At 75.0% G+C, this 22,528-nt stretch carries 19 protein-coding genes; 12 read left to right on the forward strand and 7 right to left on the reverse strand.

What is annotated here, in order from left to right:
• Positions 1–51: 51 nt before the first annotated feature.
• Positions 52–939: a universal stress protein gene (locus tag AC4BG9_RS08375; RefSeq protein WP_490570619.1), complete on the forward strand. Its 888-nt coding sequence runs from the start codon at positions 52–54 to the stop codon at positions 937–939.
• A gap of 14 nt (positions 940–953) precedes the next feature.
• Here AC4BG9_RS08375 and AC4BG9_RS08380 read toward each other — a convergent pair whose 3' ends face one another.
• The 3 genes from AC4BG9_RS08380 to AC4BG9_RS08390 all read right to left on the reverse strand — a co-directional run bounded on the left by AC4BG9_RS08380 (position 954) and on the right by AC4BG9_RS08390 (position 4,022).
• Positions 954–1,664: a hemerythrin domain-containing protein gene (locus AC4BG9_RS08380; RefSeq protein WP_490570620.1), complete on the reverse strand. Its 711-nt coding sequence runs from the start codon at positions 1,662–1,664 to the stop codon at positions 954–956.
• Positions 1,665–1,889: 225 nt separating this feature from the next.
• Positions 1,890–3,077: a putative manganese transporter gene (locus AC4BG9_RS08385; protein WP_490570621.1), complete on the reverse strand. Its 1,188-nt coding sequence runs from the start codon at positions 3,075–3,077 to the stop codon at positions 1,890–1,892.
• Between the two features lie 27 nt (positions 3,078–3,104).
• Positions 3,105–4,022 carry a manganese catalase gene (locus AC4BG9_RS08390; protein ID WP_490570622.1) on the reverse strand — a complete coding sequence of 306 codons (918 nt, stop codon included), beginning with the start codon at positions 4,020–4,022 and terminating at the stop codon, positions 3,105–3,107.
• 241 nt (positions 4,023–4,263) lie between these two features.
• On the opposite strand from AC4BG9_RS08390, the gene AC4BG9_RS08395 reads away from it, so the two are divergent.
• Positions 4,264–5,019: an AfsR/SARP family transcriptional regulator gene (locus AC4BG9_RS08395; RefSeq protein ID WP_490570623.1), complete on the forward strand. Its 756-nt coding sequence runs from the start codon at positions 4,264–4,266 to the stop codon at positions 5,017–5,019.
• Between the two features lie 6 nt (positions 5,020–5,025).
• On the opposite strand, the gene nadE is transcribed toward AC4BG9_RS08395, so the two are convergent.
• Entirely contained in the window at positions 5,026–5,841 is an 816-nt protein-coding gene (gene nadE / locus AC4BG9_RS08400) for an NAD(+) synthase (RefSeq protein ID WP_490570624.1), read from the reverse strand.
• A gap of 261 nt (positions 5,842–6,102) precedes the next feature.
• Here nadE and AC4BG9_RS08405 point away from each other — a divergent pair, with 261 nt between their 5' ends.
• The gene (locus AC4BG9_RS08405; protein ID WP_490570625.1) at positions 6,103–6,891 is read left to right on the forward strand and encodes an isocitrate lyase/PEP mutase family protein; all 789 of its coding nucleotides are present in this window, start codon (positions 6,103–6,105) and stop codon (positions 6,889–6,891) included.
• A gap of 137 nt (positions 6,892–7,028) precedes the next feature.
• Here the strand turns inward: AC4BG9_RS08405 and lhgO are convergent, their stop codons facing one another.
• A complete protein-coding gene (lhgO, locus tag AC4BG9_RS08410; protein ID WP_490570626.1) occupies positions 7,029–8,228 on the reverse strand; it encodes an L-2-hydroxyglutarate oxidase in 1,200 nt (399 codons plus the stop codon).
• Positions 8,229–8,335: 107 nt separating this feature from the next.
• Here lhgO and AC4BG9_RS08415 point away from each other — a divergent pair, with 107 nt between their 5' ends.
• Positions 8,336–9,202, forward strand: coding sequence for an SGNH/GDSL hydrolase family protein (locus tag AC4BG9_RS08415; RefSeq protein WP_490570627.1), 867 nt, complete (start codon positions 8,336–8,338; stop codon positions 9,200–9,202).
• On the opposite strand, the gene AC4BG9_RS08420 is transcribed toward AC4BG9_RS08415, so the two are convergent.
• Positions 9,199–9,900, reverse strand: coding sequence for a VOC family protein (locus AC4BG9_RS08420; RefSeq protein ID WP_490570628.1), 702 nt, complete (start codon positions 9,898–9,900; stop codon positions 9,199–9,201). The two genes, AC4BG9_RS08415 and AC4BG9_RS08420, sit on opposite strands and share 4 nt — an antisense overlap.
• 80 nt (positions 9,901–9,980) lie before the next feature.
• Positions 9,981–10,523: a gamma carbonic anhydrase family protein gene (locus AC4BG9_RS08425; protein ID WP_490570629.1), complete on the reverse strand. Its 543-nt coding sequence runs from the start codon at positions 10,521–10,523 to the stop codon at positions 9,981–9,983.
• Between the two features lie 153 nt (positions 10,524–10,676).
• Between AC4BG9_RS08425 and AC4BG9_RS08430 the strand changes: the two genes are divergently transcribed.
• The 8 genes from AC4BG9_RS08430 to recD all read left to right on the forward strand — a co-directional run bounded on the left by AC4BG9_RS08430 (position 10,677) and on the right by recD (position 22,392).
• The gene (locus tag AC4BG9_RS08430; protein WP_490570630.1) at positions 10,677–11,639 is read left to right on the forward strand and encodes a TIGR03557 family F420-dependent LLM class oxidoreductase; all 963 of its coding nucleotides are present in this window, start codon (positions 10,677–10,679) and stop codon (positions 11,637–11,639) included.
• Positions 11,640–11,700: 61 nt separating this feature from the next.
• Positions 11,701–11,838 carry a hypothetical protein gene (locus AC4BG9_RS08435; protein ID WP_490570631.1) on the forward strand — a complete coding sequence of 46 codons (138 nt, stop codon included), beginning with the start codon at positions 11,701–11,703 and terminating at the stop codon, positions 11,836–11,838.
• An 82-nt stretch (positions 11,839–11,920) separates the two neighbouring features.
• Positions 11,921–12,007, forward strand: coding sequence for a Rho termination factor N-terminal domain-containing protein (locus tag AC4BG9_RS08440; RefSeq protein WP_490570663.1), 87 nt, complete (start codon positions 11,921–11,923; stop codon positions 12,005–12,007).
• Between the two features lie 88 nt (positions 12,008–12,095).
• Positions 12,096–12,317, forward strand: a complete 222-nt coding sequence (locus tag AC4BG9_RS08445) for a hypothetical protein (RefSeq protein WP_490570632.1) — start codon at positions 12,096–12,098, stop codon at positions 12,315–12,317.
• 86 nt (positions 12,318–12,403) lie between these two features.
• On the forward strand, positions 12,404–13,750 hold the full coding sequence (locus AC4BG9_RS08450) for a hypothetical protein (protein ID WP_490570633.1): 1,347 nt from the start codon (positions 12,404–12,406) through the stop codon (positions 13,748–13,750).
• A 70-nt stretch (positions 13,751–13,820) separates the two neighbouring features.
• On the forward strand, positions 13,821–17,240 hold the full coding sequence (recC, locus tag AC4BG9_RS08455) for an exodeoxyribonuclease V subunit gamma (protein ID WP_490570634.1): 3,420 nt from the start codon (positions 13,821–13,823) through the stop codon (positions 17,238–17,240).
• The gene (locus AC4BG9_RS08460) at positions 17,240–20,644 is read left to right on the forward strand and encodes a UvrD-helicase domain-containing protein (RefSeq protein WP_490570635.1); all 3,405 of its coding nucleotides are present in this window, start codon (positions 17,240–17,242) and stop codon (positions 20,642–20,644) included. Before recC ends, AC4BG9_RS08460 begins: the two co-directional genes overlap by 1 nt.
• Positions 20,641–22,392, forward strand: a complete 1,752-nt coding sequence (gene recD / locus AC4BG9_RS08465; RefSeq protein ID WP_490570636.1) for an exodeoxyribonuclease V subunit alpha — start codon at positions 20,641–20,643, stop codon at positions 22,390–22,392. The genes AC4BG9_RS08460 and recD overlap by 4 nt, the downstream gene beginning before the upstream one ends.
• Positions 22,393–22,528 lie beyond the last annotated feature (136 nt).

Genomic DNA, 22,528 nt, shown 5'->3' on the forward strand with positions numbered 1-22,528 from the left:
AGGACGCAGGCGATCGTCCTGCGGCGCGTCCCTAGGCACGAGGAGGCAGCCATGAGCACCCAGCCCGTCCTGGTGGGAGTCACCGGTCCCGAGGAGAACACCGAGGCCCTGCGCTTCGCTCTCGGAGAGGCCAGCCGACTGGGCGCCGGCCTCACCCTCGTGCATGCGGTCGTGCCCACGCCCCCGCCACCGCCCGGCACCGTGCTCGTCACCTACGAGGACTCCTGGGCCGAGCTGGGGAAGGAGCTCGCGACCGAGGTCGCCGACGAGGCTGCCCGCCTCGCCCGCGAGCTCGGCATCGACGTCCCGATCGCCACGGCCGTCGGCCACGGCGCCCCCGGCGCCCTGCTCAGCGACCTGAGCCGGGACGCCTCCCGCGTCGTGCTGCAGCATCAGCAGGTGCCCCGCCTGGTGCGCCTGGTCACCGGCTCGACCAGCGCGCGGGTCGCGGCCCACGCGCACTGCCCGGTCATCTCGGTGCCGGCCGGGGAGCAGGAGGAGGGCGACCGGTCCGACCTGCTCCTCGTCGGGGTGCACGAGGACGGCGGGCCACGCGAGGTGGTGCAGGCGGCACTCGCGCAGGCGTCCTTGCACGGGTGGTCCACCCGGCTGGTGCACGCCTGGCACGCCCCGGGCCCGTACGACGACCTGCTGGCCAAGGACGGCCAGTGGCAGAAGGCGGCCCAGGAGTCGGTCAGCAAGGCGGCGGCCGCTCACGTGGCCCCGGCCGGATCGGCCGCACCCGAGGTCGAGGTGGTCCACGACTGGCCGGCGGACGCGCTCGTGGAGCGGTCCAGCAGCGCGCGCATGGTCGTGATCGGTCGCCACGGGCGCGGAGGCCCGATCTCGCCGCGCCTCGGCTCCCGCGCTCGCGCCGTGCTGGCCAACGCCCGCTGCCCGGTGATGGTCGTCCCGCTGACGGAGAAGTCAGCGGGCTGAGCCGCAGCGAGCGGCTAGGGCTCCTCCACCTTCGTCGACGGCGCCTCGCCCCGGCGCATGACGCCCCACCGCTCGACCCGACCGGCGGCCGCCGCGAGGGCCCGGCTCCCGGTCGCCAACGGCGCCCGCAGGGACGCCGGCCCCCGGCGGGTCCCCGCCTCGGCCAGGTCACGGCCCCGGTCGAGCACCGAGAGCGGCAGCGCCGACAGCACGTTGCCCGGGGGGCGCCGCGAGACGACCGGGTGCGGCCGGGTCGGGGCGATCCGGCGGGTCGCCTCCCAGGCCACGCCGAGCCGGCGGAGCCGGGCCGGGGTCACCCTCTCCTGCAACCTGGGCAGCAGCCCGTCCTCCTCGTCGCGGACGTCCTCGCGCAGCACCGCCGCGAGGCGATCCAGCAGCGCCTCGCGCTCGGTGCCGGCGACGCCGTCCTCGAGCCGGGTGACCAGCTCGTTGACCTCCTGGTGCTCCTCCTCGACCTGACGTGTCAGCTGCTCGCCGTCGGGCAGCACCCGGCGGATCACCGGCCAGAGCACGGCTTCCTCGGCGAACGCGTGCGGGAAGACCAGGCGGTAGATCCGTTGCAGGACCTCGTCCTGCTCGGGCCCGGGCGTCCGCGGCAGCCGTCCGAGCAGCTCGTCAAGCAGCACGTGGTCGCGCTTCTGCCGGGTCAGGACGCTCCAGGGGCCGCCGAGCTGGGCCTCGTCCTGCAGGGACAGTGAGGTCATCTCCGCTCATCTCCTCGTCGGTGTGGGGGTGGGGATGGGTGAGGGCCGCGGGGGTGAGCCGGTGCCGGACCACTTCCCGCAGTGCCAGCAGGGCGGTCACCGCGACCGCGGTCAGGAGTCCTTCCGTACCCCCGGCGACGGCGATCAGTACCGCGAGGGACAGGTGGAGTCGGGTGGTGTGGGTCAGGGGCATGTCGTTCACCTCTCGGCAGGTCGTGGGTGTCGTCAGCCGAGCAGCAGCAGCGCGCTGCCGACGACCAGGGCGGGGACGGTGGTGATGACGGTCGCCAGGAGGGCTGACCGTCGTTGCGTGGCCAGCAGCGGGATCAGCGCGTCCCCGTCCTGGCTGACGGTGTTGGCGACCAGCGTGGAGAGCGGCATCCCGCCGGTGAGGAAGATGCCGGCGAAGACGATCTGCACCGCGCACCCGGGGATCAGCCCCACCAGCGCCCCCGCGACGACCCCGGCCACGCCGAGCAGCGGCAGCTGGGACCCGTCGAACCCGGTGACGGTGGACAGGAGCGCCCAGGCGACGTAGGCAACCGTCACCCAGATGGTCACGAAGGCGACCTCCCGGCCGCCCTGCCGCAGGACCTGCGCCATCGACGACGGATTGGCGGACTCCGCGTCGTCGTCGGCGACCACGCAGCCGTCGCGCACGAAGGCCACCAGGCAGAGCGCCGTGCCGACCGCCCCCAGCGCCAGGTAGGGATCGGTCCCGCCCAGCAGGGACTCCCCGACCGCCGCGGGGTCCAGCAGCTGGAAGGTCACCGGCATGCTGACCAGCAGCCCGGCTGCCAGCAGCAGCCACAGGGCGCTGGGGAGCACGCCCAGCTGGTGCCAGGTGGTGGCCGGGAGGGTGCCGGCGCCGCCCCCCTCGGCGCGGTGCAGCACCCCCACCGGCACGGTCCCCGAACTCCCGGTGCCGCCCGGGCGCGACGCCCGAGGCACACCGCCACCGGCCGCCGGGGACGGGGACGGGGACGGCGCACCACCCCGCGACAGGCCGGACGCACGGCGGAGGGGATCGAGCCCGACCAGGTCGACGACGTACCCGGTCACCACGCCGGTGAGCACCAGCAGCACCTTCAGCTGCAGGGTGAGCAGCGGCTCAGCGGCGAGCAGCACCCAGGTGGCGTCCCCCATCGTGGCCACCAGCGCGGCGACGGCGGCGCCGTAGCTCACCGCCCCCCGGGCGTAGACCGCCATCACGACGATGGCGCCCCCGCACCCGGGAGGGACGGTGAGCAGCGCCGCCACCACGGGTCCCCAGCCGCGGTGACGCTCCAGCGCCGAGTCGAACCTCGCGCCCCAGCGGTAGCGTGCCCAGCCGAAGGGCACGGCGAGCAGGGCGACGAAGACACCGACCTGCATGAAGGCGTCGGCCATCGGCCGGATCACGAGCTCGAGCATGGCGAGACCCCTCGTCCGCGGACCGGGTCACTCCCCGGTCAGCTTCTCCTTGGCCTTGTTCATGAGGTTCTCCGCACCCTGCTTCAGCGAGCCGGCCGCGTTGCCCGGGGTGCCGGGGCCCATGCTGCCGTCGTAGGTGGCGAAGAGCAGCGGGTCCGGCGCCGGGACCTGGTTGATGTCGTCGGCCAGCGGCACGCCCTCGGTGAAGATCAGCTCCTTGTCGCCGACGAGGGTGGTGCCCTGGGCCCAGCGGCCCTCGCCGGCCCGGCTGCCCTCGGTGAACGAGTAGAAGGTGCGACCCGGCTCGTCGTCCTCCACCTCCTTGAGGGAGTCCTCCAGCCCGTCGGTGAAGCCGTCCTCGATGAGCTGCTCGATCCCCAGCAGCCACTGCTGCTGGTGGTAGGTGTCGCGCGCCAGGTTGAACTGGAGCGTCTCCTTGACCCCCGGGTCGTCCGTCATCTGGTAGACGCGCGCCGTCTGCAACCGGCTCTGGGCCTCGGCCGCCACGTTGCTGCGGAAGTCGGCCAGCAGGTTGCCACTCGCGACGATGTAGCCGCCGTTCCACGGCACACCCTGGCTGTTGGTCGGCATGGCGGCGCCGCCCGTGACGATCGCGTGCTGCACGTTCTGTCCGCCGAGCACCGCGGCCAGCGCCGGGTTGGCGGCGGCGGCCTGCGCCTGGGTCTCGGACGGCGCGCCCTCGAGGAGGCGGGCCATCATCGTCACCAGCATCTCGACGTGGCCGATCTCCTCGGTGCCGATGTCGAGGATCATGTCCTTGTACTTGCCGGGGATGCGGCAGTTCCAGCCCTGCCAGAGGTACTGCATCATCACCGTCATCTCGCCGAACTGACCGCCGACGAGCTCTTGGAGCTTCGCGGCGAAGAGCGCATCGGGACGCTCGGGCTTGACCTGGTTCTGGAGCTGCTTGGTGTGCCGGTACATGTCGAGCCTCTCGGTCGTGGGAGCGGCTCTCGCTCCCCGACCAGCACGCTCCCGGACGGCCGCCTCCCGGGGGTGTGGCCCGGCGTGGACGCGACCGTTGCCGTGCCGCCTCCGACGCGTGGCGGATGGTCGCCCCCCACACGGTCCGGTCTGGCATGGGCCCCGCCGACACGGGGTACGTCGTCCGGCACGGAGGCTCCAGACCAGGGACCTCCCCGCGCACGTCTTCCGCGAGGCAGCCATGGCCCCCTTCGCACCCGTTCTCCGGCTCTCCCTCCTGGGTGGCTTCGAGCTCGACTTCGACGACGAGCCGGTGCGGCTCTCCGCCCCGGCGCAGCGGCTGCTGGCACACCTGGCCATCAGCTGCCGGCACTACCGGGCACGGCGCACCCCCTTGGCCGAGCGCCTGTGGCCGGATACCCCCGGCGCCCAGGCTGCCTCCAACCTGCGCTCGGTGCTGTGGCGGCTGCCCCGCCCGCGCGGGCGGCAGCTGGTGCGCAGCGAGGCGTCGACCGTCTCCCTCTCCCCCGACCTCGAGGTCGACCTGTGGGAAGGCGAACGGCTCACGGTCGTCCTGCAGGAGCAGGACCCTCCGCACCACCCGACCACCGCCGAGCTGGCCATCCTCGCCGAGGACCTGCTCCCCGACTGGTACGACGAGTGGCTGGTCGTCGAGCGGGAGAGCTACCGGCAGCGGCGGCTGCACGCCCTCGAGCGCTACTCCGGACGGCTGCGCGAGCAGGGCCGCTTCGTCGACGCTCTGTGGGCCGGGCTGGCGGCGGTGCAGTCCGAGCCGCTCCGGGAGAGCGCCCACCGCCGGGTGATCGAGGTGCACCTGGCCGAAGGGAACCAGGCGGAGGCGCTGCGCCAGTTCGACGGCTACCGCCGCCTGCTCGCCGACGAGCTGGGACTGCGGCCGTCGCCGGCGATCAGAGACCTGGTGGCGCCCCTGCTGGGTCGCCCGGTCGACCGGCGGGCCCCGCGCCGGACCGCCTGAGGCGGCTCAGCCCAGCTCGACCGGCGCCGCCGGCAGGGCACGCTTGTGGGCGGTCCGGTCGTAGGCGGACTCGATGACGCGCCGCGCCTCCTCGGAGACGTCGCCGCCGGTCAGGTAGGTGTCGATCTCTGCGTAGGTCACGCCGTAGGCCGTCTCGTCGGGCAGCGCGGGACGGTCCTCCTCCAGGTCGGCGGTCGGCACCTTCTGGACCAGCTGGTCCGGCGCGCCGAGGTGGCTGCCGATCTCCTTCACCTGGCCCTTGGTGAGGCCGGCCAGCGGGGTGACGTCGGCGGCCCCGTCGCCGTGCTTGGTGAAGAAGCCCATCACCGCCTCCGCGGCCTGGTCGGTGCCGATCACCAGCGCACCCAGCCGTCCGGCCACGGCGTACTGGGCCGTCATCCGCAGCCTGGCCTTGATGTTGCCCTTCACGAAGTCGGCCTGCCCGCGGTCGGCGTAGCCGCCGCTCGGGGTGGTGGCGGCGTGCAGCGGCTCCACGGCGGGCTTGACGTCGACGGTCAGCACCTCGTGCGGCGCGATGAAGTCGAGGGCGGCACGGGCGTCGTCCTCGTCGGCCTGGGTGCCGTGCGGCAGGCGCATCGCGGTGAAGCGCCCGCCCGCCCGCCCGCAGGCCAGCTGGGCCAGCTTGCCGGCGACGGTGGAGTCGACGCCGCCGGAGATGCCCAGCACGTAGCCCGAGGCGCCGGACCCGGTGAGGTAGTCGGCGAGGAAGGCGATCCGCCGCTCGGCCTCCGCCGCCGGGTCGATCTCCGGGACCACCCCCAACGCCTCGGCGACCTCCTGCTGTCGGGCGCGGTGCGTCATCTGTTCCTCCTGGGTCTCGTGGTGGGACGGGGGTCCTGTTCCCGACGGGCGGTCGTTCATGCCGGAGCCGGGGTTTCGCCGGCCACGGGGAGGGGTACGACCTGCGCCGCCGAGCTTCCTCGGCGCGCCCTGAGCACGCAGCACCACGCACACGCAGCACCACAGAGAGGCACCACCCGTGATCAACCGGCTCACCGAGACCGTCCCCGTCCTTCCCTGGCGGATCCGACGGGCCGCCGCCTGCCTGATCCTGGGCCGACCGTGACCGCGCTGCCCGAGATCAGCGCCCGGGCCGGCGAGCTGCTCCGGCTGCACACCGCCCCGCGGCTGCTCACCGTGGTCAACGTCTGGGACGTGATCTCCGCCAAGGTGGTCGCCGGGACCGAGGGCACCGTCGCGCTGGCCACCGCCAGCCACTCGATCGCCGCGTCTCGCGGCTACGAGGACGGCGAGCGCATCCCGGTCGACGAGATGCTGGGCGAGGTCGCCCGGATCGTGGAGGCCACCTCCCTGCCGGTCAGCGCCGACCTGGAGGCCGGGTACGGCGACGCGGGCGACACCGTGCGCCGGGCGATCGGCGTCGGCGTGGTGGGCGCCAACATCGAGGACCAGATGAAGCCGCTCGACGAGGCGGTCCGGGTGGTCGAGCAGGTGATGGAGGCCGCCCGCGCCGAGGGGGTCCCCGACTTCGTCCTCAACGCCCGCACCGACGCCTTCGTGCTCGGCAAGGACCGCGACCGGGGCCGGGTGCTGGCCGACGCGGTGGAGCGCGGCCGCGCCTACCTGGAGGCCGGCGCCCCGGTCGTCTTCGTGCCGGGCGTCCTCGACGAGTCCGAGGTCGCCACCCTGGTCGAGGCCTTCGGCCCGCAGCGCCTGACCCTGATCGGCCTGCCCGGCGTGCCGCCGCTGAGGCGGCTCGAGGAGCTGGGCGTGGCCCGGGTCTCCTACGGCCCGATGTCGCAGCGGGTGGCCCTGACCGCCCTGCAGGAGCTGGTCGAGGACGTGCACCGCGGCGGTGGGGTGCCGGAGTCGACGCGGCCGCTCAACTAGCCGCCCGAGGACTAGAGGCGGCCAGTCCGGGACGCCCGACTGGGCCTCGCTCAAGGGCTACCGGACCGTCCGCGAGGGACCCCACTGGGACTGGTCCGGCGTCTGGACCTCAGCGCGTCGGGCCGCGTCCTGCGCGCTCAAGCCTGCCGAATGATCCGGTCCACCACGTGCTCGGCGATCGCCAGGCTCGAGGTCGCCGCCGGCGAGGGGGCGTTGCGGACCGTGGTCACCCCGTCCTCGTGGCCGATGCGGAAGTCCTCCACCAGGGAGCCGTCGCGGTCGACCGCCTGGGCCCGGACCCCCGCCTTGCCGCGGACCACGTCGGCCGCGCCGATCTCCGGCACGTACCGGCTCGCCGCCCGCATGTAGGCGCGCACCGAGAGGCTGCCCCGCACCTCCTTGAGCCCGGTGCGCCAGTGCTGCGAGGCCATCCGCCAGGTGCCGGGCCAGGACGCCATCGCCCGGACGTCGGCGAGGTCGAGCTCACCGCGGCCGTAGCCCTCGCGGGCCAGCCCGAGGACGGCGTTCGGCCCGACCTCCAGCGTGCCGGTCACCCGCCGGGTGAAGTGCACCCCCAGGAACGGGTAGCGGGGGTCGGGCACCGGGTAGATCATGCCGCGGACCAGCTCCCGCTTGGCGGGGGCGACCTCCATGTACTCCCCGCGGAACGGGACGATCCGGGGGCCGTCGACGCCGTCGGCCATCCGGGAGACGCGGTCGGCGTGCAGACCCGCGCAGACCACCACCCGGTCGAACCGGTGCCGGCCCTGCTCCGTGGCGACCTCGATCCCGCCGGTCCCGCGCCGGATCCCGGTCACCGTGGTGGAGAGCAGCACCTGTCCACCCGCCTGGACCACGTCCTCGCCGTACGCCTGCGCGACCGCCACGTAGTCGGTGATCGCGGTGGCCGGGGAGTGCAGGGCGACCAGGCCCGCGGCGTGCGGCTCGATGTCGGTGATCCCGGCCGCCTCCACCCGACGCAGCCCGGGGACGCCGTTCTCCCGGGCGGTCCGTTCCAGCGCGTCGAACCGGGCCAGCTCGGAGCGGTCGACGGCGACCACGAGCTTGCCGCACTCCTGGTAGGGCAGGCCCCGCTCGGCGGTGTACTCGCGCAGCAGTAGCCGGCCCCGGGTGCACAGCTCAGCCTTGAGGCTGCCCGGCCGGTAGTAGATGCCGGCGTGCACCACCCCGGAGTTGTGGCCGGTCTGGTGCGCGCCCAGCCGGTCCTCCTTCTCCAGCACCGTCACCCGCGCGCCCGGGAAGCGACGGGTCAGCTCCCGCGCGACCGCCAGCCCCACGATGCCGCCGCCCACCACGCCGATGGTCTGCTCCGCCATGCGCTGATCCCACCACCGCTCGTGCGCCGCTGACAAATGAGGGGCGTCCGTGGGATCCGACCTCGTCCACCCTTTCCAGCGGCCCGGCCCGGGTCCTACCGTCAAGCATGACCGTCCGTCGTACCTCGCGGGTCGCTGTCGCGACCGCACTCGTCGCGCTCCTGACCACGCTGCTCGCCGTCCTGCTCCCGGCGTCCTCCACCGCCGCTCCCGAGCCGCCCCGGCCAGGCGCCTTCTCGCTCGACTACGACGCCCTCGGCGACTCCTACGGCGCGGGCTACGGCGTCCCGCCGTACTCGGCGACCTGCGGACGATCGGAGTCCTCCTCCTACGCCGGACTGCTCGACGGCCTGCGGTGGTGGTGGTTCCGCTTCGCGCTCGACGACTTCGTGGCGTGTGCCGGTGCGACGACGACCACCCTGCTCGAGGGGGCGCCGGGCGGGGTCGAGCCCAGCCAGCTCGACGCCCTCGACCTGCACACCCGGCTGGTGACCCTGAGCATCGGCGGCAACGACATCGGCTGGAGCCTGGCCGTCCGCGACTGCCTGCTCGGCACCGACGAGGCGTGCACCGCCACCCAGGACCAGATCCGCACCCGGATCAGCGACGAGCTCCCTGGGCTGCTGGACGGCGTCTACCGCAAGGTGCGTCGCCGGGCGCCGCTCTCGGTGGTCGTGGTCACCGGCTACCCGCGGCTCTTCTCCCCCGAGGCCGGCGACTACCTCCGCGCCTCCCCCGCCGAGCAGGCGCAGCTCAACGAGGGCGCGGACCTGCTGAACTCGACTATCCGTGCCGCCGCCCGGCGCCACGGCTTCGCGTTCGTCGACGTGACCGGACGGTTCGTCGGGCACGGCGCGAACGCGGCCGACCCGTGGATCCTCGGGCTCACCGACCCGGGCGCCTTCCACCCGAACGCCGCCGGCTACGTGGCGTACGCCGACGCGGTGGCCGCCTCCCTCGGCACCCGGCGCTAGTCGGCCGCCACGCAGAAGACGGTGCCGTCGGGATCGGCGAGCTCGTGCGTCCCGTCGTGCAGCGTGCCCAGCCGGACGGCACCGAGCGCCAGCAGCCGCGCCAACGTCGCGTCCGTCCCTCCGGGGTCGGGCGGGACCCGGAGGCGGTGCCGGCCACGGCCGGCACCGGGCGCCGGCGACGGCTCGTCCCAGGAGACCACGGTGCCGCCCGACGGGGGCTGGACCGCCGTCTGCGGACCCTGGTCCCAGACCAGCGGCCAGCCCAGCGCCGCGCTCCAGAAGAAGCCGGCCTCCCGGCTGCCCTCGCAGGTGAGCTCGCCCAGCAGACCGCTGCCGCGGGTGAACGCGTTGTCCGGCTCGAGCACGCACAGGTGGTTCCCGTCCGGGTCGGCCAGCACGACGTGGCCCTCCTCGGGGCGCTGACCGAGATCCAGCCGGGTCGCTCCGAGAGAGAGCGCGGCGCCCACCAGCTCGTCCTGCTCCTCGCAGGTGCCACACGTCAGGTGGAGGTGTGCGTGGGCCGGCCCCGGCGGGCGCGGACCCGTCGGCGCCAGCCCCAGGTCGAGCTCGGCGTCCGGGCCGGGCAGCAGGAGCACACCGCCGGGCTCCGGGACCGCGTCCCGGCCCAGCAGCGGCGCCCAGAACCGCGCGAGCCGCTCAGGGTCGCGCGCGTCGAGGAGGCAGGCCACCGACCGCATGCCCTCCACGGTAGGAGGCGCGGCCCCGGGCCGCCAGCGCCTCGGGCCAGGTCCCGGGCCCGGCGGGCGACCGCGGCCTCCTAGTCCGTGCCGCCGGTGCCGCCGGTGCCCACGGGGGTCCCCGCGCGGTGCAGCTCGCGGTGCTCCTCGTAGATCGCGGCGTTGTGGTGCAGCCGCTCGACCTCCTCGTCGGTCAGCTCGCGACGTACCTTGGCCGGCACTCCGGCGACCAGCGTGCGCGCAGGCACCACCATGCCCTCGGTGACCACCGCGCCGGCGGCGATCAGCACCTCGTCCCCGATCACCGCGTCGTTCATCACGCACGCCGCCATCCCGACGAGCACGTGGTCGCCGATGGTGGCGCCGTGGATCACGGCGCCGTGACCCACCGAGACGCCCTCGCCGAGGGTGAGGGGCTTGCCCCGGTCGACGTGGAAGACGCAGTTGTCCTGCACGTTGGAGCGCGGGCCGATGGTGATCGGCTCGTTGTCGGCGCGCAGCACGGCGCCGTAGAAGACCGAGGCACCCTCGGCGAGATGGACCCGTCCGACCAGGGTGGCGGTGGGCGCCACCCAGGCGGAGTCGGGGACGACGGGGGCGTGGCCCTGGAGTGCGATCAGCATGCGGCCAACGTAGTGGCCGGCTCGCGCACAACTGGTGGGAAGATGCCGGCTGCGTGGTCGGGAGCGACACCAACCCACCAGTTGGCGGACCGCGGGACCGCCACGCGCAGTCGAGTGGTTTTCCTTCGGGGACCCGATGGGTACGGCGCGCCCATGCGCTTCGGATACTTCCTGTCCACCGAGGAGTTCACCCCCGCCGAGCTGGTCGAGCAGGCCGTGCTGGCCGAGGAGGCCGGCTTCGACGCCCTGTGGATCAGTGACCACTTCCACCCGTGGAACGACGAGCAGGGGCAGAGCCCGTTCGTCTGGTCGCTGATCGGGGCGATCAGCCAGGCCACCTCGCTGCCGGTGACCACCGCGGTGACCTGCCCGTCGTACCGGATCTCGCCGGTCGTGCTCGCCCAGGCCGCCGCCACCAGCGCGGTGATGCTGGAAGGCCGGTTCACCTTCGGGGTGGGCTCGGGCGAGGCGCTCAACGAGCACATCCACGGCGAGCCGTGGCCCAGCGCCGACGTCCGGCTCGAGCGGCTCGAGGAGGCGATCGGGCTGATCCGCGAGCTGTGGACGGGCGAGGTGGTCACCCACTACGGCAAGCACTTCACCTGCGACAGCGCCCGGATCTACACCCTGCCCGACGCCCCGCCGCCGATCTACGTCTCCGGCTTCGGCCCCAAGGCCACCGACCTGGCCGCCCGGATCGGCGACGGCTACATCACCACCACCCCCGACACCGAGCTGCTGGGCCGGTTCCGCGAGGGGTCCGGCGGCAAGCCCGCCCAGATCGGGATGAAGGTCTGCTGGGCGCCCACCGAGGAGCAGGGCGTCGACGAGGCACACCGGCTGTGGGCCAACTCCGGGGTCCCCGGCGAGCTCGCCCAGGTGCTGCCCTCGCCGAAGCACTTCGAGCAGGTCTCCGAGCTGGTCACCAAGGAGTCGACGGCCGAGAAGGTCGCCTGCGGCCCCGACCTGGAGAAGCACCTCGACACCCTCCAGCCGGCCATCGAGGCGGGCTTCGAGGAGCTCTACGTCAGCAACATGGGCCGTCACTACCGGGAGATGATCACCCAGTACGGCGCCGAGGTGCTGCCCGAGCTGCGCCGCCGCACGGGCGCGTGACCCGCTCGTCAGCAGGACGTCAGCAGGGCATGACCCGACCGGAGCCGGGTACGGAACGCCCATGAGCACGCATGGTGAGGACCCGGACCAGATCGATCCGACCCAGCAGTCCGGACGGCCGTTCCTGGTGATGGCCCTGTTCGGACTCATCTTCCTCGGCATGATCGCGATGGCGATCGTCTGGTTCGTCGTCCGCTGACTCGGAGAGGAGACCCGATGGCCGCCAAGGACCGGGGCAAGGGGCCCGGACCCAGCGTCAAGGACCCGAACTCTACGAGGACCTGCGCGCGCGGGCCGGCGAGCTCGGCATCGAGGGCCGGTCGTCGATGACGAAGGACGAGCTGATCGAGGCCCTGCGCGACCACTGAGGCCGACCACCCAGCGCAGACCACCCAGCCCAGACCACCCAGCCCAGACCATCGACCCGCGCGCCGCGGCGTGGCGAGAGGAGACCTGATGACCGAGATCCCGACCGACCCCGACGGGGAGCGGTTCGTCCCGGAGGCCACCGACCTCGAGGAGAGCGACCTGCCCCCTGCCGCGGAGCTCCCCTTGGACGACGTGCCCGCCGGCCTCGAGGAGGATCCCGAGGAGCAGCGCAACCTCGCCGACGCCGATCCCGGTCAGCTGGCCGGTGACGTCGAGGACTCGGGGCCCGATCCGGGCGAGGACACCTGATCCGGACGGCCTCCCGGCGGAGTCCGGGGCGCACTAGAGTCCGGAGCACCTGACGGCGCCGGGCCGTCCGCGCGGGTGGGGGAGCCATGCGACGAGCCGTCGCCACCGTCGTCCTGTCCTTGGCGGCAGGACTGCTGCCGTCCGGTGCCGCCCTGGCGGGCGGCACCCTGGCGGAGGGGACCCTGCCTGAAGGGGCGGCGAGCCGGGCGGCCCAGGCCCCTGTCGGGGCGCCGGCGGCCGCCCCGCCGGTGAAGCGCGCCGTCCGCGCCTACGGCGAAGGCCCCCTGCGCGTGGCAGCCCGGCAGCCCGGTGAGATCACCTTCCGGGCGCGTCGCGGCGACGAGGTCACGCTGCGCGTCGGGGTCACCTGCCGGGGGCACCTGACCCTGGCCGACCGTCGCGGCACGCGGCGGGAGAATCTCCGCCACGTCTTCCGGGTGCGGTCGACCGGCCGGGCGACGATCGGGTTCCGCGGAGCCTGCGCCGACCCGACACGGCTCCAGCTGACCAAGCTGCGGGGCCGGGAGGTCCCGGTGGACGGCGCCGCGGTCCGGCTCGGCAAGCCCCAGCAGGGCTACCTCGACGTCGCCTGGGTCGACGTGCCGCGCACCGGCCGGGTGAAGCTCACCGGCCGCGACGCCCGCGGCCGGGCGATCCGGACCGGCGACCTGCTCGTCGGGGACGAGCTGCGCTGGTACGGCTGGGAGGGCGCCTCGTTCGAGCACGGGCAGCCCGTCGCCGTCTGGGACGAGCTCGGTGAGGACGACCCCGTGGTCCGGCGCGGCACGCGGATCGGACTCACCTCCCCCACCCGCGCCTGGGTCGACGCCCGGAGCGCGTCCACCCACGTCGTCGAGCTCGACGGGCCGCCGGTGACCCTGCCCGCCGGACGCGGTCGGGAACACGTCCTCACCGTGGCGCTGCCCGCAGGCGTGAGCACCTTCCTCGACTCCGAGGAGGAGTGGTGGCGACAGGGCTCCGCCACCTGGCTGCGTCCCGCGCCCGCCGTCCCGGCCCGCGCCGGCGGCACCCACCGGCTGGTGGTGGCGACCGACCGGGACGCGGCGCCCCAGGACCGCACCTTGCGCATCCGCTCCATCCTCGAGGCACCCGACCTGGTGCTCGGGGGACCACCCGTCCGCTTCGAGTCGGCCGACCCCGGCCAGTGGTTCTCCGCCCGGGTGCCGGCGGACGGGCCCGCGTCGATCCGGCTCGCGGCCAGCGACGTCACCGTCACCGGCAGCGAGTGGTCCGCGGCGCTCAGCGGGCCGTGCTACCGCGACTGTCCCGGCGGCTACACCTTCGTCAGCGCGGCCGCGCCGGTCGCGACGGGATCGCTGCTGTACCGCGAGCCCTACGCGCTGCTGGTCAAGCTCGGGCACGGGGCCAGCGGTGGGCTCACCCTGACCCTCTCGCGCCGTTCGCGGGACTGACCCGGGAACCCGCCCGACCCGGGACCGCACCTGGCGGCCGGGTGTCGGTGCTGCGTGGCATGCTCGGCGCGTGCCACTCCACCTGCACCGTGCGACCAGCACCGCCCAGCTCGCCGACGAGCTGGGCGGCCTGCTGAGCACGCCGCTGCCCGACCCGTTCGAGCAGGAGGTCGTGGTCGTCCCGGTCAAGGGGATGGAGCGCTGGCTCACCCAGCGGCTCTCCCACCGGCTCGGTGCCGGCTCCCGCGGCGACGGCGTCTGCGCCGGCGTCCGCTTCCTGGCCCCCTCCTCGCTCGTCGCGCTGCTGCTCGGTCGGGAGCGGGACGACCCGTGGGCGCCCGACCAGCTGGTCTGGCCGCTGCTCGAGGTGATCGACGCGTCGCTCGGCGAGCCGGGGTTCGAGGCGCTCTCGGCCCACCTGGGCCACCACGACGGCGACGAGCTGCGGCGAGCCCGGCGCTTCTCGGTGGCCCACCGGCTCGCCTCCCTCTTCGCCTCCTACGCCGTGCAGCGACCACAGCTGCTCACCGACTGGCGGGCCGGGCGCGACACCGACGGGACGACGACCCCGCTCGACGACGACCTGCTCTGGCAGGCCGAGCTGTGGCGGCGGCTGGTGGTCCACGTCGGGCTGCCGGCGCCCGACGAGCGGCACGCCCGGACCCTGGAGCGGCTCCGCGCCGACGACCCGAGCCTGGAGCTCCCCACCCGGCTCTCCCTCTTCGGCCACACCCGGCTGCCGGTCACCGAGGTCGAGCTGCTGGCCGCCCTCGCCGCCACCCGCGAGGTGCACCTGTGGCTGCCGCAGGTCTCGGCGGCCCTCTGGGACGACCTGGCCGCGGGGGCCTCGACGCTCGGGCCGGTGCCGCGGGCCGAGGACGACTCCGTGGCCCTGGTCGGCCACCCCCTGCTCGCGTCCCTGGGCCGCGACTCCCGCGAGCTGCGCCGCACCCTCGACGTGGCCGCCGAGACCGCCGTCCTCGAGCCGCCCGCCCCGCCGGAGCCGCCGACCCCGCCGACGCTGCTCGGCTGGCTGCAGGACGACCTCCGCGCCAACCGGGCGCCGGACGCGGCGCGCCGGGGCGCCCGCCGGCTCGCCCCCGGCGACCGGTCGGTCCAGGTGCACGCCGCCCACGGGCAGGCCCGGCAGGTCGACGTGCTCCGCGAGGTGCTGGTCGGCCTGCTCCAGGACGACCCCACCCTGGAGCCGCGCGACATCCTCGTGATGTGCCCCGACATCGAGAGCTATGCCCCGCTGGTCTCCGCGGGCTTCGGCCTCGCCGACGTCGCCGGTCCGCGCTCCGGCCACCCGGCCCACCAGCTCCGGGTCCGGCTCGCCGACCGGTCCCCGGGCGCCACCAACCCGCTGCTCGCCGTCGCGGCCACCCTGGTCGAGCTGGCCCACGGCCGGCTCACGGCCACCCAGGTGCTCGACCTCGCCGCGACCGAGCCGGTGCGCACCCGCTTCGGCTTCGGTGACGACCACCTGGAGCGGATCGCGACCTGGGTGCGGCAGGCCGGGATCCGCTGGGGCCTCGACGCCGGCCACCGGGGCGACTTCGGCCTCGACCTCGACGCCAACACCTGGCGCTCGGGGCTGCGCCGGGTGCTGCTCGGCGCGGCCGTGTCGGGGCTGGGCCACCGCCAGGTCGGCGGCACCCTCCCGCTCGACGACGTGGGCGACGGCGACCTCGACCTGGTCGGCCGGTTCACCGAGCTGGTGGAGCGCCTGCACGCCTTCGTGGATCGCGCCCGGGTGGCCACCACCGCCGGGGAGTGGACCTCGGCCCTCGGCGACGGCGTCCACTCCCTGACCGCGACCTCCGCCGACGACGCCTGGCAGCTCGCCCAGCTCGACCGCGAGCTGGCCCGCATCGCGGCCAGCGCGGGCGACGGCGACGACACCCGGCTGCGGCACGCCGACGTCCGGTCGCTGCTGGCCCACCGGCTGCGCGGCCGCCCCACCCGCTCCAACTTCCGCACCGGCACGCTCACCGTCTGCACGATGGTGCCGATGCGCTCCGTCCCGCACCGGGTGGTCTGCCTGGTCGGGCTCGACGACGGCGTCTTCCCCCGGGTCTCGACGGTCGACGGCGACGACGTGCTGGCCCGGCGTCCGCTGACCGGGGAGCGCGACGTCCGCTCCGAGGACCGCCAGCTCCTGCTCGACGCCATCGGCGCGGCCGGCGAGACGCTGGTGGTCACCTACACCGGGCGCGGCGAGCACACCGGCGCCGAGCGTCCCCCCGCCGTGCCGCTCGGCGAGCTGCTGGACGCCCTCGACCGCACCGCCGCCGAGCCGGTCCGCGACCGGGTGCTGATCCACCACCCGCTCCAGCCCTTCGACGAGACCAACCTGGTGCCGGGCGGCCTGGTCGGCGACGAGCCGTTCACCTTCGACCGCTCCGCGCTGGCCGGGGCCCTGGCCGCGCGGTCGCCGGAGCCGGTCGTCCGCGACCTTGTCCCCGAGCCCCTGCCTCCCGGCGACCCCACCCCCGAGGTCTCCCTGGCCGAGCTGCAGGAGTTCCTGCGCCACCCGGTCAAGGGGTTCTTCGTCAACCGGCTTCGGATCACCACCCCGTACGAGGCCGACGAGGCCAAGGACGCGATCCCGATCACCCTCGACGCGCTGGAGCAGTGGGACGTCGGCAACCGGCTGGTCCACGACGTGCTCGCCGGCGCCGACCCGCAGTCGGCGATGGTGGCCGAGCAGCTGCGCGGCCTGCTCCCCCCGCGCGACCTCGGCGCCGGGGTGCTCACCGAGGTGGTCGGCAAGGTGAGGCCGCTGGTGGAGAAGGCCCTGTCGCTGCGCACCGGCACGCCGCGCACCCTCGACGTCGACATCGACCTTGGCGACCGCCGGGTCACCGGCACCGTCTCCGACATCTTCGGCAACAACGTGGTGCGGGTCGGCTACTCCAACCTCGGCGCCAAGCAGCGGATCGCCTCCTGGCTCGACGCCCTGGCGCTGGCCGCCGGGCACCCCGACGAGAACTGGACCACCCACACGATCGGCAAGTACCGCAGCAGCGGCAAGGTGGCACAGATCGGCCCGCTGCCCGAGCCCGACGCCCGGCGGTGGCTGCGCGACCTGGTCGACGTCTACGAGCGCGGCCTCCGCGAGCCCCTGCCGGTGCCGCCCCGGACCTCCCTGGCCTGGGCGGAGGAGCGGGTGCACGTGCTCCGGGGCCGCGACGCCGACCCCGACGCCAAGGGCCGCCGCGAGTGGGAGACCCCCCGCTTCAGCGACAACGGCTTCCCCAAGGAGGACGCCGACCGCTGGCACGTCCGCGCCTTCGGCGAGCAGGCCCCCTACGAGCAGCTGGCCGCGCCGCTGCGCCCCGACGAGGAGACGGCCGCGGCCGGTGGCGGTGGCCGGGGCGAGGGCGAGGGCGGCGACCCGCCCCCGGACCACCGGCTGGGCCACTACGCCTGGCGGGTCTGGGGTCCGCTGGTCTTCGGCGGCCACGAGCTGGTCAGGGGGATCTGATGGAGCACCCCACCCCGTTCGACATCACCGGTCCGCTGCCGAGCGGCACCACCCTGCTCGAGGCCAGCGCCGGCACCGGCAAGACCTGGACCATCGCCGCGCTGGTCACCCGCTACGTCGCCGAGGGGGTCGCCGGCCTCGACGAGCTGCTCGTGGTGACCTTCACCCGGGCCGCCAGCCAGGAGCTGCGCGAGCGGGTCCGCGCCCAGCTCGACGAGGCGGTCGCGGTGCTGGCCGACCCGGCCTGCGCCCGGGAGGGCAACCAGCTGCACGCCTGGCTGCTCGACGCCGGCGACGCCGACCGCGCCGCCCGGCTGGCCCGGGTCACCGCGGCCCTGGTCGACTTCGACGCCGCCACCATCGCGACCATCCACCAGTTCTGCCAGCTCGTGCTGCGCAGTCTCGGCGTGGCCGGCGACACCGACCGCGACGCCGTCCTGGTCGAGGACCTCGAGCTGCTCACCGACGAGGTCGTCGACGACCTCTACCTGGCCCGGTTCGCCGGCCAGGCCCACCCGCCGTGGGGCCACGACGTGGCCCGCCGCATCGCCCGCGCCGTGGTCGGCGACCCTCGGGCGCGGGTCGAGCCCACCGCCGCCCTCGAGGAGGCGCCCGACTCCGAGGCCGCGGCCCGGGTCCGGTTCGCCTGCGACGTGCTCGCCGAGGTCGACCGGCGCAAGCGCCGGCTCGGCATCCTCAGCTACGACGACCTGCTCGGCCAGCTCGCCGACGCCCTGGCGGCGCCCGGCTCGCCGGCCCGCCGGCGGATGCAGCAACGCTGGAAGGTCGCGCTGATCGACGAGTTCCAGGACACCGACCCGGTGCAGTGGCAGGTCTTCGAGCGCGCCTTCGACGGCGCCTGCACGCTGGTGCTGATCGGCGACCCCAAGCAGGCGATCTACGCCTTCCGTGGCGGCGACGTCGCCACCTACCTGCACGCCGCCGAGCGGGCCACCACCCGACAGACCCTCGGCACCAACTGGCGGGCCGACCGGCCGCTGCTGGAGTCGCTGCACGCCGTCCTGGAGGGCGCCGAGCTGGGCGACCCCAGCATCGTCGTCCACCCGGTGGCGGCCCACCACCAGGAGTCGCGGCTGGTCGGAGCGGGCGCCCCCTTCCGGATGCGCCTGGTGCGCCGCGAGGAGCTCGGTCTCGGGCCCCGGGCCAAGCCGCCGGTCGACCGCTGGCGCGACCACGTCATCACCGACATGGCGCGCGACATCAAGAAGCTGCTGACCAGCGGCGCCACCTGGGACGGCCGCCCCCTGGTGCCGGGCGACGTGGCCGTCCTCGCGGCCCGCCGGGCCGACCTCCAGGCCGCCCACCGGGCGCTGGCCGACGTGGGTGTCCCCGCGGTGGTCAACGCCGGCGGCTCGGTCTTCCACACCCCCGCCGCCACGGAGTGGCTCACCTTCCTCGAAGCGCTGGAGCAGCCGCACCGCACCGAGCGGGTCCGGGCCGCCGCCCTGACCTGCTTCGTGGGCCGTTCTGCCGCCGAGCTGGACGCCGGGAGCACCGAGGCCTCCGACCGGCTCACCGACGAGCTCTCCGACCAGGTCCGCGTCCTCTCCGAGGTGCTCGCCGACCGGGGGGTCGCCGCCGTGCTGGAGTGCGCCGTCCTCGACGGGCTGACCGAGCGCGTCCTCGCCCGGCTGGGCGGCGAGCGTCTGCTCACCGACGTCCGTCACATCGGGGAGGCGCTGCACCGGGTCGCCGTCGAGCAGCGGCTCGGCCCGGTCGGCCTGGTCGCCTGGCTGCGCAGCCAGGTCGCCGACGAGAAGCTCGAGGTGGCCTCCGAGCGCACCCGGCGCCTGGACTCCGACGCCGCCGCGGTCCAGCTGGTCACCATCCACGGCAGCAAGGGGCTGGAGTACCCGGTCGTCTACGCCCCCACCCTGTGGAACCGCTGGACCGGCTCCGACCCCGACGTCCCGCTCTTCCACGACGCGGCCGACCAGCGCTGCCGCGACGTGGGCGGTCCGGGGCCGCACCGCGCCGAGGCGGTGGCGCGGCACTGGCGGGAGGACGCCGGGGAGTCGCTGCGCCTGCTCTACGTCACCCTCACCCGGGCGAAGTCGCAGGTCGTCGCCTGGTATGCGCCGACCCAGCGCAACACCTCCGGCTCCGCCCTGCACCGGATGCTCTTCGGCCGCCGCCCCGGCGGCGGGGCCGTCCCGGACGAGCAGGCGCTGGTCGACGACGCCCGGGCGGTCGAGATCTTCGGGCACTGGCGCGACGCCGGCGGCTTCCAGCCCGAGCTGGCCGCCAACGAGGCGCCCGACCCCACCCCGATCCGGCCCTCGCGCGACCGGCTGGCGGCCCGCGTCTTCACCCGCCGGGTCGACACCGACTGGCGCCGCACCTCCTACTCCGCGCTCTCCGCGGCGGCCACCGCCTCCGCCGGCGCGGAGGGCGCCGGAGCCGGGGCGCTCTCGGAGCCCGAGGAGGTGCCGGAGATGGGCGACCATGCCGAGCTGGGGATCCTCGCGGTCGAGCCCGACCACCCCGAGCTGGCCGCGGTCCCGTCCCCGATGGCCGACCTGCCGATGGGCGCCACCTTCGGCTCGCTGGTGCACGCGGTGCTCGAGCACGCCGACCCGGCCGCCCCGGACTTCCGCGCCCACCTGCTCGAGCTCGTCGAGGAGCACCGCGTCTGGTGGCCGGTCGAGGTCGAGGCCGAGGCGCTGGCCGACGCCCTGGTCACGGTCTGCGCCAGCCCGCTGGGCCCGCTGGCCGGCGGCGCGACGTGGATGAACCTGCCCCTGCGCGACCGGCTCGCCGAGCTCGACTTCGAGCTCCCCCTCGTCGGCGGCGACGAGCACGAGCCGGGCGGGACCGCCCGCGGGGACCGCCCGGTACGCCTCGGCGACCTGGCCCCCCTGCTGCGCCGACACCTCCCCTCGGGCGACCCGCTGCTGGGCTACGCGCAGACCCTCGAGGACGACTCGGCCCTCTCCGACCAGGTGCTCCGCGGCTACCTGACCGGCTCCATCGACGTGGTGCTGCGGGTGCCGGTCGACGGGACCACCCGCTACGTGACGGTGGACTACAAGACGAACTGGCTCGGCGACGTCTCCGCCCCGCTGACCGCCCACTCCTACCGGCCCTCGGTGCTGGCCGAGGCGATGAGCCACTCCGACTACCCGCTGCAGGCGCTGCTCTACACCGTGGTCCTCCACCGCTACCTGCGCTGGCGGCTGCCCGGCTACGACCCCGACCAGCACCTGGGCGGGGTGCTCTACCTCTACCTGCGCGGCATGTGCGGGCCCGGGACGCCGGTGGTCGACGGGTCGCCGTGCGGGGTCTTCGCGTGGCGGCCCCCGGTGCCGTTGGTCGAGGAGCTCTCGGCGCTGCTCGACGGGGAGCACCCCGACCACCCCGCGGACGAGAGGCGGCCCCGATGAGCGACGTCTTCGAGCCCCTCGACGCCCACGACGCCCGCCTGGCGCTCGGCGCCGACGGGCTGCTGGCCACCTTCAACACCGCCGGGTTGCTGACCTCGGGCGACGTGCACGTCGCGCGCGCCCTCGGCGAGCTCGGCGGCGAGCACGACCCGATGGTGCTGCTGGCGGTGGCGCTGACCAACCGGGCGGTCCGCTCCGGGTCGGTCTGCCTCGACCTGGCCGCCACCGCCGACCTGCCGCTGCGCGACGTGCTGCCCTGGCCGGAGACCACGGCCTGGGAGCGGGCGCTGGCCGCCAGCCCCCTGGTGGTCCAGGGGGTGCTCCGCTGGGAGCGCGGGCTCCTCTACCTCGACCGGTACCACGAGCAGGAGACCCAGGTCCTCGACGACCTGCGGGCCCGGGCGCAGGGCGCCCCCCGCCTCGACGAGGAGCTGGTGGAGGCCACCCTGGCGCGGGTGCTGCCCGGGCCCGGCTACGCCGAGCAGCGCGACGCCTGCCTGCGCGCGGCGCAGCGGTGGACCTCGGTGATCACCGGTGGCCCGGGCACCGGCAAGACCACCGCGGTCGCCGGGCTGCTCGTCGCCCTGCACGACCAGGCCACCGGCCGCGGGCAGACGCTGCGGGTGGCGCTGGCCGCACCCACGGGCAAGGCCGCGGCCCGGCTGCAGCAGGCGGTCCACGACTCCGCCGACCGCTTCTCGGCCGCCGACCGGGCCAAGCTGACGGGGGTCCAGGCCTCCACGCTGCACCGCCTGCTGCGGCGCGACCCCGGCAACAGCACCCGCTTCCGGCACCACCGCGGCAACCGGCTGCCCCACGACGTGGTGGTGGTCGACGAGGCCTCGATGGTCTCGCTGACGATGATGGCCAGGCTGCTCGAGGCGGTGCGCCCGGACGCCCGCCTGGTGCTGGTCGGCGACCCCTTCCAGCTCTCCTCCGTCGACGCCGGGGCGGTGCTCAGCGACCTGGTCCGCGGCTTCGAGGGCCGCCAGGACTCCCCGGTCGCCTCGCTGCGCACCGTCCACCGGTTCGGGGCCGAGATCGGCGAGCTCGCCGAGGCGCTGCGTACCGGGGACGCCGACCACGCCCTCGAGGTGCTCGCCGCCGGGCACCCCCAGGTCGAGTGGGTCCCCGACGCGGACCCGTCCGCGCGCATCCGCGGGGCCGCCCTCGGCACCGCCCTCGCGGTCCGCGACGCGGCGGAGGCCGGGGACGCCGCCCGCGCGTTGCGAGCCCTGGACCGGCACCGGCTGCTCTGCGCCCACCGCGACGGCCCCTACGGCGTCCGCCACTGGAACCGCCGGGTCGAGCAGTGGATCACCGCCGAGACCCAGGATCCGCTGTATGAGACCTCCTACCTCGGCCGGCCCCTGCTGGTCACGGCCAACGACTACTCCCTCGGCGTCCACAACGGCGACACCGGCGTGGTGGTCGCCACCGAGGCCGGCCCCCGCGTGGTCATCGACTCCGGGGTCGGTCCCCGCGACTTCGCCCCCTCCCGGCTCGGCGACGTGGAGACCATGCACGCGATGACCATCCACAAGAGCCAGGGCAGCCAGGCCGACGAGGTGACGGTGCTGCTGCCGCCGGAGGACTCCCGGCTGCTGACCCGCGAGCTCTTCTACACCGCCGTCACCCGGGCCCGGGAGCGGGTGCGGGTGGTCGGCTCCGAGGCCGAGGTGCGGGCGGCCGTGACCCGCCGCGCCCAGCGGGCGACCGGGCTGGCCGACCGGCTGCGCGAGCCCTGAGCCGGGCGTCCAGCCGCGGGCCGCTGCCGGTCCGCCGCAGGGGCGTCGCGGCGGACCGGAAACCCGGAGGACACACGTCTTCGTTAGTGTCCTAGGCGTCGGCCCCGGTCACCGCCTCGGTGGACGGACCGGCGCG

It is taken from the genome of Nocardioides sp. Z40_12 (genome assembly GCF_058215795.1).